The sequence below is a fragment of the Pseudomonas sp. H3_E07 genome (assembly GCF_054668895.1).
The window spans coordinates 2,652,503-2,665,749 of sequence record NZ_CP162795.1 but is presented as its reverse complement, the minus strand read 5'-3'; the positions used below and the strand labels follow the sequence as shown (position 1 = coordinate 2,665,749).

Annotated in this window: 13 protein-coding genes; all 13 read right to left on the bottom strand. The window is 60.0% G+C overall.

The window, feature by feature from the left end; genetic code table 11:
- Positions 1 to 27: 27 nt before the first annotated feature.
- A complete protein-coding gene (locus tag AB4O08_RS12015) occupies positions 28 to 1,686 on the bottom strand; it encodes a Na/Pi cotransporter family protein (protein WP_021491392.1) in 1,659 nt (552 codons plus the stop codon).
- Between the two features lie 211 nt (positions 1,687 to 1,897).
- Entirely contained in the window at positions 1,898 to 2,665 is a 768-nt protein-coding gene (locus tag AB4O08_RS12010; RefSeq protein WP_010207863.1) for a TerC family protein, read from the bottom strand.
- A gap of 68 nt (positions 2,666 to 2,733) precedes the next feature.
- Entirely contained in the window at positions 2,734 to 4,041 is a 1,308-nt protein-coding gene (locus tag AB4O08_RS12005; protein WP_010207864.1) for a CitMHS family transporter, read from the bottom strand.
- Between the two features lie 376 nt (positions 4,042 to 4,417).
- Positions 4,418 to 6,379 (bottom strand): DUF7844 domain-containing protein, encoded by a 1,962-nt coding sequence (locus AB4O08_RS12000; RefSeq protein WP_460114149.1) that lies wholly within the window; start codon positions 6,377 to 6,379, stop codon positions 4,418 to 4,420.
- Positions 6,376 to 6,696: a DUF2388 domain-containing protein gene (locus AB4O08_RS11995; protein ID WP_047542360.1), complete on the bottom strand. Its 321-nt coding sequence runs from the start codon at positions 6,694 to 6,696 to the stop codon at positions 6,376 to 6,378. Before AB4O08_RS11995 ends, AB4O08_RS12000 begins: the two co-directional genes overlap by 4 nt.
- 26 nt (positions 6,697 to 6,722) lie before the next feature.
- A complete protein-coding gene (locus tag AB4O08_RS11990; protein WP_106119450.1) occupies positions 6,723 to 7,031 on the bottom strand; it encodes a DUF2388 domain-containing protein in 309 nt (102 codons plus the stop codon).
- 80 nt (positions 7,032 to 7,111) lie between these two features.
- Positions 7,112 to 7,432, bottom strand: coding sequence for a DUF2388 domain-containing protein (locus tag AB4O08_RS11985; RefSeq protein WP_042571129.1), 321 nt, complete (start codon positions 7,430 to 7,432; stop codon positions 7,112 to 7,114).
- A gap of 136 nt (positions 7,433 to 7,568) precedes the next feature.
- The gene (locus AB4O08_RS11980; protein ID WP_010207870.1) at positions 7,569 to 7,754 is read right to left on the bottom strand and encodes a DUF1127 domain-containing protein; all 186 of its coding nucleotides are present in this window, start codon (positions 7,752 to 7,754) and stop codon (positions 7,569 to 7,571) included.
- A gap of 263 nt (positions 7,755 to 8,017) precedes the next feature.
- A complete protein-coding gene (locus tag AB4O08_RS11975) occupies positions 8,018 to 8,233 on the bottom strand; it encodes a DUF1127 domain-containing protein (protein WP_010168694.1) in 216 nt (71 codons plus the stop codon).
- 318 nt (positions 8,234 to 8,551) lie between these two features.
- Positions 8,552 to 10,045 (bottom strand): acetyl-CoA hydrolase/transferase family protein, encoded by a 1,494-nt coding sequence (locus AB4O08_RS11970; RefSeq protein WP_305436785.1) that lies wholly within the window; start codon positions 10,043 to 10,045, stop codon positions 8,552 to 8,554.
- A 179-nt stretch (positions 10,046 to 10,224) separates the two neighbouring features.
- Positions 10,225 to 11,661, bottom strand: coding sequence for an NAD(P)(+) transhydrogenase (Re/Si-specific) subunit beta (locus AB4O08_RS11965; RefSeq protein ID WP_021491387.1), 1,437 nt, complete (start codon positions 11,659 to 11,661; stop codon positions 10,225 to 10,227).
- Positions 11,661 to 11,981: an NAD(P) transhydrogenase subunit alpha part 2 gene (locus AB4O08_RS11960; protein WP_003220416.1), complete on the bottom strand. Its 321-nt coding sequence runs from the start codon at positions 11,979 to 11,981 to the stop codon at positions 11,661 to 11,663. The genes AB4O08_RS11965 and AB4O08_RS11960 overlap by 1 nt, the downstream gene beginning before the upstream one ends.
- Positions 11,982 to 11,996: 15 nt before the next feature.
- Positions 11,997 to 13,118 (bottom strand): Re/Si-specific NAD(P)(+) transhydrogenase subunit alpha, encoded by a 1,122-nt coding sequence (locus AB4O08_RS11955; RefSeq protein ID WP_010207879.1) that lies wholly within the window; start codon positions 13,116 to 13,118, stop codon positions 11,997 to 11,999.
- Positions 13,119 to 13,247: the final 129 nt, after the last annotated feature.

Here is a 13,247-nt window from a genome sequence, read left to right as displayed (position 1 = left end):
TAACTGACTTCACGGGCCATCATCCGTTCAGGGCGAATGTGTGATGTCGGCAATATCTTCGGCGGAAAGCGCGCCGGTGTCGGACGTTTCCAACACTACATAAGCACTGCTGCAAAACAACGAGTTGAGGCGTTTCATGTCCGCAATCAGTTCCAGGTGCAGGGAACTGGTCTCCAGACTCTGTACGATTTTTCGCTGCAAGCGGCTCACGTGGGCATGGGCCAGGCGGCGTTCCTGGGCGCGGAAGCGGCGTTTTTCGCGCAGCAATTGGCGAGCGCTTTCCGGGTCGGCGCTGAGGAACACCGACAGGCCCAGGCGCAGGTTGGCGATCAATTGGCTGTGCAGGCCGGTGAGTTCTTCCAGGCCGACTTCGGAAAACTGGCGACGCTGGGAGGTTTTCTGCTGCTGGACTTTGCGCAGCATGCGTTCGATCAGGTCGCCGGCCAGTTTCAGGTTGATCGACAGCTCGATGATTTCAGCCCAGCGCCGGCTGTCTTGCTCGCTGAGGTCTTCGCGGGGCATTTGCGCCAGGTAGAGTTTGATCGCGCTGTACAGCGATTCGACGTCGTCGCTGAGGCTGCGCATTTCCTGGGTGATGGCCGTCTGTTTGCCGCGCAGTACTTCCTGCATGGCGGTGAGCATGTTGTCGATCAGGTCGCCCAGGCGCAGTGTTTCCCGAGCAGCGTTGGCCAATGCCAGGCTCGGCGTGGCGAGCGCGGCCAGGTCCAGATGACGGGGTTTGGCCTTGCCATTGGTTTCTTCGCGCTCGGGCAGCAGCCAGGCACACAGCCGTGCCATCGGCCCGATGGTGGGCAGCAGAATGAGGCAACGCGTGACGTTGTAGAGCAGGTGGAAGGTGATGACCATACCTTGGGCGCTGTAGTCCAGGCCGTCCATCCACAGCACCAGCGGGTCGAGTACTGGAATGATCAGCAACAGGCCGATCAATTTGTACAACAGGCTGCCCAGCGCGACTTGGCGACCGGCGGCGTTCTGCATGCTGGTGCTGAGGAAGGCCAGCACGCCGCTGCCGATATTGGCGCCGATCACCAGGCCGATGGCTACGTGCAAGCCGATCACACCGGCGCCGGCCAGGGTGGCGGTCAGTAGGACGGCGGCCAGGCTGGAGTAGGAGATCATCGCGAATAAGGCGCCGACCAAGGCGTCGAGCAGGATGTCGCCGGTCAAGGAAGCGAACAGCACCTTGACGCCCTGGGCATGGGTGATAGGCCCAGCGGCTTCGACGATGAGTTGCAGCGCGAGAATGATCAGCCCGAGGCCGATCCCCACGCGTCCCAACTGCCCTGCCCGCGTCTGTTTGCGCGACAGGAAGAAAATCACCCCGAGAAAGATCAGCAGTGGCGATAGCCAGGACAAGTCAAACGTCAGCACCCTCGCCATCAGCGCCGTACCGACGTCGGCGCCGAGCATCGTCGCCAGGGCGGGCATCAGCCCCATCAAGCCCTGGCCGACAAAGGACGTCACCAGCATCGCCGTGGCGTTGCTGCTCTGCACCATGGCAGTCACCAGGATACCGGCGATAAACGCCAGCCAGCGCTTGGACATGTTCTGCCCGATGACTTGGCGCAAGTTGGAACCGTAGACCCGCAGGATGCCGGTACGGACGATGTGCGTGCCCCAGATAAGCAGGGTCACGGCGGAAAGCAGATTGAGCAAGGTCAGCATGCTCGGCCCCCCGTGTGGGTGTGCGCCAATCGACGCAAATGAGAATTGCCGCTGCCGTTCTACGTCTAGTGATTAAGCTGTAGTTGGCGAATGGGTTCTGCGCCAGCATCGCATAGCTAAACTGGGGATTGAAACAAAACTGTCATGAAATCAGCTTTTTGCAGACGAAAAAAAGGGGCTCGAAAGCCCCTTTTTCAGCAGCGAGTCAGTGTTATTGACCCGGGATATCTTTGCGCAGTTTCACAGGATCCTGCTGTTTCTTCTTTTTCGCGATGGCAGTGCGCATCTTGATGTTCACCGCTTCCACCGCCAGCGAGAACGCCATGGCGAAGTAGACGTAGCCTTTTGGCACGTGCACATCGAAGGATTCGGCGATCAGCACGGTACCGACGACCAGCAGGAACGACAGCGCCAGCATCTTCAGTGAAGGGTGCTTGTCGATGAACTCGCTGATGGTGCCGGCAGCCAGCATCATCACCAGTACCGCCACGACGATCGCTGCGACCATCACCGGTACGTGCGAGACCATGCCCACCGCGGTGATCACCGAGTCCAGGGAGAACACGATGTCGATGATCGCGATCTGAATGATGGTGTAGATGAACTTGCCACCGGCGCCCTTCGGCTCGTCGTGGGTTTCGTCTTCACCTTCCAGCGCGTGGTACATCTCCTGGGAGCTTTTCCACAGCAGGAACAGGCCACCGAAGAACAGGATCAGGTCGCGACCGGAGATGCCCTGGCCGAACACCACGAACAGGTCGTTGGTCAGTTGCATCACCCAGGTGATCGACAGCAGCAACAGGATGCGCGTGACCATCGCCAGCGCCAGGCCGAAGATCCGAGTACGCGCCTGCATATGCTTGGGCATGCGGCTGACCAGGATCGAAATCATGATGATGTTATCGATGCCCAGGACGATCTCGAGGGCCGTCAGGGTGAAGAAGGCAATCCAGATTTCCGGATTGGTCAGCCATTCCATGTTTATTCCTTTGAGCAAGTGTTAAACCGCGCAAGCTGCAGCGCCGCGCGGTGGGTGAGTCGGTACGATTATAGAGTGCTGAACAGCGGAAAAATCCCCATCAGCAATGCGGCGAACATTATGCACAGGCACACGAGCACTGCCCACTTCAGGGTGAAGCGCTGGTGATCGCCAAATTCGATACCGGCCAGGGCCACCAGCAGGTAAGTCGAAGGGACCAGAGGGCTGAGCAAGTGTACCGGCTGGCCAACGATGGAGGCGCGAGCCATTTCCACGGCAGTGATGCCGTAGTGGCTGGCAGCTTCGGCCAGTACGGGCAGCACGCCGTAGTAGAACGCGTCGTTGGACATGAAGAAGGTGAACGGCATGCTCACCAGCGCGGTGATCACGGCCAGGTACGGGCCCATGGCTTCCGGGATGACCGCCAGCAGGCTCTTGGACATGGCATCGACCATGCCGGTACCGGACAGGATGCCGGTGAAGATACCTGCGGCGAAGATCAGCCCGACTACCGCCAGTACGCTGCCGGCGTGGGCGGCGACGCGGTCTTTCTGCTGTTGCAGGCACGGGTAGTTGACGATCATCGCGATGCTGAACGCCACCATGAACAGCACCGGCAGCGGCAACAGGCCGGCGATCAGTGTGCACATCAGTGCCAGGGTGAGCGCGCCGTTGAACCAGATCAGCTTCGGACGGCGGGCATCCGGGAATTGCGACACGCTGATTTCACTGTGGTCGATCTCGTCACCTTGCAGGTGCAGTTCACCCAAGCGCGCACGCTCACGCTTGCCGTACCAGTAGGCGATCACCAGGATCGCGACCACGCCGGCGGCCATGGCCGGGATCATCGGAACGAAAATATCCGATGGGTCCACATGCAGCGCACTGGCGGCTCGGGCGGTCGGGCCGCCCCAAGGGGTCATGTTCATCACGCCACCGGCGAGAATGATCAAGCCGGCCATGATCCGCGGGCTCATGCCGATGCGCTGGTACAGCGGCAACATGGCGGCCACGCAGATCATGTAGGTGGTCGCGCCGTCACCGTCGAGGGACACGACCAGGGCCAGCACTGCGGTGCCGACGGAGACTTTGAGCGGATCACCTTTGACCATCTTGAGGATCTTGCGCACGGCCGGGTCGAACAGGCCAGAGTCGATCATCAGGGCAAAGTAGAGGATGGCAAACATCAGCATCACGCCGGTCGGCGCGAGCTTGGTGATGCCTTCGAGCATCATCGGGCCGATCTTCGGTGCGAAACCACCGAACAGCGCGAACAGGATCGGCACGATGATCAAGGCGATCAGCGCGGACAGGCGCTTGGTCATGATCAGGAACATGAACGTGATGACCATGGCAAAGCCAAGGAAAGTCAGCATAGGAATACTCCAGGCGTAGCGCGGCTAGGGAAAGGCGGACCGGGTGGAGGTCAGCGCAGAACGAAAGGCACGAGGCGTACGGGTGGAGTTGGGGCAAACAGGCGGGTACGGGCGGACATCGGGAATCACCATTGTTGTTGTTAACAGCCGGTCTGTTGCCGGCAGTGGGGGCGATCCTAGACGGGTAAGCTTTCAGCCAGCTTTCGCTGGAAAAACAGGTGATGAAGGCCAGACATACGGTCTTCAGGTTTACACAGTTCAACTGTGGGAGCTGGCTTGCCTGCGATGCAGACACCTCGGTCGTTCAGTTGAACAGAGGTGATGCGATCGCAGGCAAGCCAGTTCCCACATTCGAATGGTGTTTGGCGTGAGACTCTTACGGGAGCTCCAGGCCGCCCGCCGCTTTATGCAATGCCCGCAAGTGCTCGCCCACCTGCTTGATGTTGGCTTCGCAAGCGGCAATCTCGGCGGAACGGGAGGGATCCAGCAACGCCCTCACCTCTTTATCGAGTTCGCCCGTAAGGGATTGCAGCTGCTTCTGACGCTCGGCGCTTTCCGATTCCAGGCGCTCGGCCTCCGACGGTTGCGGCAGGCCATAGCCGCCACTGCCCAGCAGTTCTGCCGGGCGGCTGAGGAAGCCACTGTTGGCGAGGATTTGTTGCAGCGTGGCGTTGGCCTTCTCCATGCCGCCGTTTTTCAGCTCACGGGCGCCGAGGTAGCGTTGTTTGACTTCGTCCTGGGCCAGCATCAACTGTTTGCGAAAGCTCGCCTGCTCAAGCAGCAACAATGCGGCGCTGGTGCGCAGATCAGCCTGGCCTAACCACTGGCGACGCTCCTCGGCACTGAGGGACAGCCAGTCTTCGACTTGGGTCTGTTTGATCGGCAAGTGTTTGCGCAGCACATCGAACATCGCCTGATAACGCTCGCGGAAGGAATCGAAGTGATAGCCCAGGCGCAATGCCCTGCGTTTGTCGTCCAGCACACTGGTGTCGGCCAGGCCACGGGCACTCAATACCTCAAGCAAGCCGTTGGGGGTGATGTTGTCCAGGCCGGTCAGTTGCGGGTTGGCGCTGCCGCTGCGCAACAGTTTCAGGCTCTCTACTGCACAGTTGTTGGAAATAAAGAAGTAGTTGCCGTCGTAGCTCCAGTGCATCTCGGCGGCATGTTCGACGGTGTCGTTGATTTCCTGGCGGGTCAGTTTCAGCGGCACGGAGGCCAGGCCGCGCAACTCGGTCTTGGTGTACTCGTCGATCACTTGCGCCAGCGGTAGCACAAACAGGCGAGACGGGTATTTGCCGACCAGTCCGTCCCAGCTCGACAGCTGTACGTCGCCGACGAACGCGCGGTAGGACAACACCAGATGCTGGTCCAGATCCAGCCGACAATCCGGCCCACGCGGACGACCTGGCGCGCAGATCACCAGGCGCAACATGCTGTGGCCCCAGCGGCTCACCAGGTTCTGGTTGGCTTCGGCCAGCAGGTAGTCGATTTCGTAGACGCGCTCCGGGTCCACGTGGCCCAGTGGCGTCTTGGCGAAGTCGTTGCCGGCGTTTAGGAATGCGTAGGTGTTGGCGCAGGCGCTTTGATTCGGCGGCGCCCAGCCAAAGTGTTCTTTGTAGTAACGGAACAGCGAGGGACGGCGGCAGGCGTAGCTCGGGTCAAGCAGGAAATACTCCATATTGACCGCCACGAACTCCAACGGGCTGGTGGTTTCGTAGATGTCCGGGCTGCGGGCAACCTGATGGTTGTTTTGTTCACGCTCACCGCGGCGGCCGACGTATTGCGGCCAGCCGGCAAGGTCCAGCAGACGTGGGTCATCGCTGAGGGTAAAGCGTCGGTCATTCTGGCCGCGGCATTGATCAGGCAGGCCGATCAAGCCAGTGATGCTGTTCTGGCGGCTGCAGCGGTTGATCAGTGCGCGGTCTGCTTTGGACCACAAGCGTGCACGGTCATAAATGTGGGTCAATTCATGCAGCACGGTGGCGAGCATTTCCCGGCGCACGGTACCGTGGGGGCGATTGGTTTTCTGGGTGGCGGCGCTGCCGTCGGTCAGGCTGGCGAGCAGGTTGCGGTTGAGGTCCAGCTCGGACACCAGGGAGGCTTGCCCATAGGCGTTCTCGGGCATCTTGTCGGTCCAGCCGACATCGATGCGTCGGTCCAACTGCTCGATGAAGCGCGGCGGCAAAGCGCGCAGCGCTTCGTCGAGCAACGCCCGGCTGGCCTGTTGTTCAGCCGGGCTCAAGCCATCGGTCTTGAGCCGCAGTTGCAGGTCGGCCTGGGCTGCACTGGCACACAGCAGCACAACCCCGGCCAGGAGCCAGGCGGCAATTCGCCTCACAGTGCGAGGATAGCTTCGGCGAGGGTCTGGTCACTGGCGTCGCGGGCTTCCGGCAAACGGGTGCGCAGGGTGTCGAAGGCGGCTTCCAGCTGCGCGCCACGGATCTCGCCTTTGGTAGCCACGAAGCTGGCAGCGTCGTCGTGGGCATCGCGCACGACTTTGGAGTCGCGGATGGAGGTGGTGGTGTCCGAGGTGAAATCAATCGTGCGGCCAGAGGCGCGAACAATGATGTTACTGGTGGCCACCAGGGTCTGTGCCTGGGCAACGTCGGCCAACAACAGTAGGCCAAGGGTGGCGGCAATCAGCGGGCTACGCATGAGATGACTCCGGAATACAAAGATGATTATTGGACGAGAATTGCTTGCGCCAGTTCAAGGTCGCTGGCGTTAAGTTTTGGTTGGCTGCGGCGCAGATAATCCAGCGCCGACTCCAGCCGTGCCCCTCGCCGTTGGCCGTCAGTGGCGATAAACGCGGCAGCGTCATCCTGAGCAGCCATTATCACTTTTCTGTCGAAAGGCGCGGAAGTCACCTTGCTGGTGGCATACGCGCTGACGACGGTGCTTTGGGTGCTCAGGTCGAAGGCGAACGCCACTGGCGCCCAAGCCGTGCAAAGCAATACGGGAACTCGTAAAAGGCGGTATGAAAAAGCCATGGGACTCGACAACTGAAAACGAGCGCCAAGGCTAGCTTAATGCCCGGGCTAGAACCAGCGCCCAGGCATCAACCCTGCATTCAGATAGCCAGGATCGCCTGCGCCAGCTGTGCGTCTGTCGCGCTGTTCAGTTGTGGTGCTTGTTGGCGGATCTGTGCCAGTGCGCTTTCCAGTTTCACGCCACGGATGGCGCCTTCGCTGGCAACAAAGCTGGCAGCGTCGTCGCGGGCGGCACGCACGACTTTGTTGTCCCGCAGGGACGACGTGGCATCGGAACTGGCGTCGGAGGTGGCCTTCAACGCGCCGACGATGGAGTCGGTGGTCACGATGAAGCTGGTCGCGTTGGCGTTGGCAGCCATGGCCAACAGGGCAGCGGCACTCAGCAGGCGAAGACGGGACATGGGATGACTCCTGTAGATGAACGAATAAGGCGGCGCAGGGCAGCCATTGGGGATCAGACGCCTGTACTACGTGGTTCGCCACGTGGTGACTGGATATTAAGCCGCCGCTTATCCGTTCGGGAAGCGTCTTGACTGCCTAGTCACGCCAGAACGGTTTGGACAGCTCTGCCATCCGGTCGCCGTGGCTGATGCCCAAATCGGACAGTTCCCGGCTATCAAGCTGCGACAGTTGGCGGCGTTCATAGGCCAGGCGCAGCCACTTGGCGAGCGTGGAGGCCGTATGGCGTAACAACCGTTTATAACGGAGGGGTGGCGTATCCATGGCGTGCACCTTTCATGAGGTCTTGGAACACCATGTTGAGCGAGGGGACGTGACCGATACAGATACACTCGGGTTGAATTGTACTGCTTAACTGTTGTGTTTTTTAAACTGTACTTGTCGCCGATTGAAGCCACTGTTTTCCCGTTGAAAACCTTCACCTCGGAAACAACAAAGCCCGCCTCCAGTATCCCGGGGCGGGCTTTGCTTTGACAAATCTGGGTGCTGGCGGTGGACCCGTTAGGTCAGGGCCAGCGGGCGCTAAATCAGCGCCAGAACGGCTTGCTCAGCTCTTCGTAGCGTTGAGCTTCGCTGATGCCTGCGTCAGCCAGCAGACGCGAATCCAGGCGAGCCAGTTGGTGGCGGCTGGAGATGCGGCGCTGCCACAACATCAGGTTGGCGATAACGCGCAGAGGCAGGGAAGCCTGGGTGTTTACAGCTTTTTCTTCAAAGAACAGATCGGAACTGAGTGTACGTTCCATGATGACATCCTTCCGCTTGTGGCGGGATTAGGTAGTGGTTTAACTGATGCCAATGATCCTCTTCCGGCGCAAGACTCTCTAGATACAGTTCACCTGTATTGTGAGGGGCCAGTTAACTGTTTATAGGCGCTGTACTGTACGGAAATGGGGCAACTGTACCTGTCCGCACTGAAATAGTGCGAAATTGGCTTTTTAGAGGAGGTATGTGGGAGATTTCGGTAGGAAATGACCGGTACAGCAGTACAGTTTTTTCAAGAAGTGGCAGGGAAAGCGTCGAGCTGATGAAACTGTGTTTGCATCAGCACGACTCTGTATCAATCACGCCTTGAGCATGTGCCCGCTTTCTTCCAGGTTGATGTGCCAGCTCAGTGCTTCGCGCAGGATATGCGGCGTGTGCCCGCCGATGGCGCAGGCAGCGTTAAAGTAACTGTTCAAGGCATCCCGGTAGGCGGGGTGAACACAGTTATCGATGATCACCCGGGCGCGCTCCCGTGGCGCCAAGCCACGCAGGTCGGCAAGCCCAACCTCGGTGACCAGGATATCGACGTCATGCTCGGTGTGGTCCACATGGCTGACCATCGGTACCACGCTGGAAATCGCCCCGCCCTTGGCAATGGATTTGGTAACAAAGATCGCCAGGTGTGCGTTGCGCGCAAAATCCCCGGATCCGCCAATGCCGTTCATCATCCGCGTACCGCAGACGTGGGTGGAGTTGACGTTGCCGTAGATGTCGAACTCCAGCGCGGTGTTGATGCCGATGATGCCTAGGCGACGCACCACTTCAGGGTGGTTGGAGATCTCTTGCGGGCGCAGTACCAGTTTGTCCTTGTACTTCTCCAGGTTACCGAACACGTCGGCATTGCGGCGTTCCGACAAGGTGATCGAGCTGCCCGAAGCGAAACTCAGTTTGCCCGCGTCGATCAGGTCGAAGGTCGAATCCTGCAACACTTCCGAATACATGGTCAGGTCTTCGAACGGCGATTCGATCAAGCCACACATCACGGCGTTGGCGATATTGCCGATACCGGCCTGCAACGGACCGAGTTTGTTGGTCATGCGGCCTGCATCGACTTCCTGCTTGAGGAAGTTGATCAGGTGATTGGCAATGCCTTGCGTATCGCTGTCAGGCGGCGTCACGGTGGAGGCGGAGTCGGCCTGGTTGGTGATGACGATAGCGACGATCTTTTCCGGCGGGATCGGGATTGCGGTACTGCCAATCCGGTCATCGACCTTCACCAACGGGATCGGCGTACGGGTTGGCCGGTACGTCGGGATATAAATGTCGTGCAACCCTTCCAGGTTCGGGTTGTGGGCCAGGTTGATCTCGACAATCACCTGCTTGGCGAAAATCGCAAAGCTGGCCGAGTTGCCTACAGACGTTGTCGGTACGATGTGGCCTTGCTCAGTGATCGCGACCGCTTCAATCACGGCGATATCCGGGAGCTTGAGCTGGTTGTTGCGCAGTTGCTCGACGGTTTCCGACAGGTGCTGGTCGATAAACATCACTTCGCCGGCGTTGATTGCCTTGCGTAAGGTGCTGTCGACCTGGAACGGCATGCGCCGGGACAGTACGCCCGCTTCGGTCAGTTGCTTGTCTAGGTCATTGCCCAGGCTGGCGCCGGTCATCAGGGTGATTTTCAGCGGAGAGGTCTTGGCCCGTTCGGCCAGGGCGTGCGGGACGGCCTTGGCTTCACCGGCACGGGTGAAGCCGCTCATGCCGACGGTCATGCCGTCCTCGATCAGTGCGGCGGCGTCTGCCGCGCTCATGACCTTGTTCAACAACGAAGGCAAGCGGATACGATCACGGTACATGGATTGTTATCTCAGGCTACGGAAGCAAGGTGCGCAGTTTAGTGATTTCAGAAAAATTCGGCCCGCTACCATGGTCGAATGCCAGGCAGCGATTTAGAGCCTTTGGTCGGGTTTCATGCGGTGATAAAAAACCCCAGCCTATCGCAGGCCGGGGTTTCGAGTATTGCGCTGAAGCAGTGTTACTCGACGGCTTTGACCATGTCTTCGATAACCTTCTTGGCATCACCGAAGACCATCATGGTCTTGTCCAGGTAGAACAATTCGTTATCCAGACCGGCGTAGCCGCTGGCCATCGAACGCTTGTTGACGATGATCGTCTTGGCCTTGAAGGCTTCGAGAATCGGCATGCCGGCTATCGGTGAGTTCGGGTCGTTCTTGGCGGCCGGGTTGACCACGTCGTTCGCGCCCAGCACCAGCACCACGTCGGCTTGGCCGAACTCGGAGTTGATGTCTTCCATCTCGAACACTTGGTCGTAAGGCACTTCGGCCTCGGCGAGCAGGACGTTCATGTGGCCAGGCATACGGCCCGCGACCGGATGGATGGCGTATTTCACCGTGACGCCGTGGTGAGTCAGCTTCTCGGTCAGTTCCTTGAGCGCGTGTTGCGCCCGCGCCACCGCCAGGCCGTAGCCGGGGACGATGATCACGGTATCGGCGTTCGTCAGCAGGAAGGTAGCGTCGTCAGCCGAGCCGGATTTGACCGGGCGTGCTTCTTTGGAGCCTGCCGCTGCACCGGCATCCGGCGCATTGCCGAAACCGCCCAGCAGTACATTAAAGAAGGAACGGTTCATCGCCTTGCACATGATGTACGACAGGATCGCGCCGCTGGAGCCTACCAGTGAGCCGGCAATGATCAGCATCGAGTTGTTCAGCGAGAAGCCGATGCCCGCCGCCGCCCAGCCGGAGTAGCTGTTGAGCATCGAGACGACCACGGGCATGTCCGCACCGCCGATCGGGATGATGATCAGCACGCCGAGCACGAAGGCCAGGGCCAGCATCAGCGCGAAGGCGGTGAGGTTGCCGGTGAACATGAACGCAAGGCCCAGGCCCAGTGTTGCTAGACCAAGCACTAGGTTCAGCTTGTGCTGGCCGCCGAACTGTACCGGCGCGCCCTGGAACAGGCGGAACTTGTACTTGCCCGACAGTTTACCGAACGCAATCACCGAACCGGAGAAGGTGATGGCGCCGATGGCTGCGCCGAGGAACAGCTCCAGGCGGTTGCCGGCAGGGATCGAGTCACCCAGGTGTTTGACGATGCCCAGGGATTGCGGCTCGACCACGGCGGCGATCGCAATGAACACCGCGGCCAGGCCGATCATGCTGTGCATGAACGCTACCAACTCCGGCATCTTGGTCATTTCTACGCGCTTGGCCATGATGGAGCCAGCGGTACCGCCGACCAGCAGGCCGACAATCACATAGCCAATGCCAGCCGTTGCCAGCTCGGCCCCCAACTTATAAATGAGGCCGACGGTGGTAAGGACGGCCAGCGCCATGCCGAGCATGCCGAACAGGTTGCCGCGCCGCGAAGTGGTTGGGTGCGACAGGCCCTTGAGTGCCTGGATGAAGCAGATCGACGCGATCAAGTAGAGCGTCGTGACGAGATTCATGCTCATTACTTAGGCGCCTCTTCTTTTGCTTTCGGGGCTTTCTTCTTGAACATCTCAAGCATCCTGCGGGTTACCAGGAAACCACCGAACACGTTGACCGCTGCAAGTGCCACGGCCAGGGTGCCCATGGTCTTGCCCAGTGGCGTGACGGTGAGGGCTGCGGCCAGCATGGCGCCGACGATCACGATCGCGGAAATCGCGTTGGTCACCGCCATCAAGGGCGTGTGCAGCGCGGGGGTAACGTTCCAGACCACGTGGTAGCCGACGTAAATGGCCAGCACAAAGATGATCAGATTGTAGATACCGGGGGAGATAAGCTCTTCCATCGTCTGAATCCCTGCTTAGGCGTTTTTGCGGATGACTTGGCCGTCGCGGCACATCAGGCACGCGGCGACGATGTCGTCTTCAAGGTTGATTTCGAACTGCCCTTCCTTGGTGAAGACCAGCTTCAGGAAGTCCAGCAGGTTGCGCGCGTACAGGGCCGAGGCGTCGGCGGCGACAGCGCCGGCCAGGTTGGTCGGGCCGCAGATGATCACGCCGTTCTCGACGACCACCTGGTCGGCGACTGTCAGCGGGCAGTTGCCACCTTGGGCGGCGGCAAGGTCGATCACCACTGAGCCGGGCTTCATTTGTGCGACGGTTTCAGCACTGAGCAAGGTCGGTGCCTTGCGGCCTGGGATCAGAGCGGTGGTGATGACAATGTCTGCTTGCTTTGCGCGTTCGTGCACGGCCAGGGCCTGGCGCTGCATCCAGCTGGTCGGCATGGGACGGGCATAACCTCCGACGCCGACGGCGCACTCGCGTTCTTCATCGGTCTCGTAAGGCACGTCGACAAACTTGGCGCCGAGGGATTCGATCTGCTCTTTAACGGCCGGGCGCACGTCAGACGCTTCGATCACCGCACCCAGGCGTTTCGCCGTGGCGATGGCCTGCAGGCCTGCCACGCCGGCGCCGAGAATGAGTACGCGTGCAGCCTTCACGGTGCCTGCGGCTGTCATCAGCATCGGCATAAAGCGCGGATAGTGATGAGCCGCCAGCAACACGGCTTTATAGCCGGCGATGTTGGCCTGGGAGGACAGCACGTCGAGGCTTTGGGCCCGCGAGGTGCGTGGTGCTGCTTCAAGTGCGAAGGCCGTGATGCCACGCTCTGCGAGCTTGGCAATGGTTTCGTTGCTGAACGGATTGAGCATGCCCACCAACACGGTGCCGCTTTTGATCAGCGCCAGTTCGCTGTCGCTAGGGGCAACCACCTTGAGGATCAGCTCGGCGCCGAACGCATCGTTGGCACTGCCAATGGTTGCGCCTGCCGTTTCATAGGCACTGTCGACGACACTGGCTTTAATGCCGGCTCCGCTTTGTACAGTGACCTTATGGCCCTGGCCGATCAGCTTCTTGATGGTTTCCGGGGTGGCAGCCACCCGCGTTTCACCGGTCTGGGTTTCGAGAGGAACACCAATGTGCACGTCAAATCTCCTGCATGATCTTTTTGCTTTTGATCTTTTTGTAAAAAGGCCAGTGCACCGCGAGTGGCGCAACTGGGGCGGCCGATCAGCACGATCCCGCTGAAATGACAGCGGGGCGCGGCATTTTGC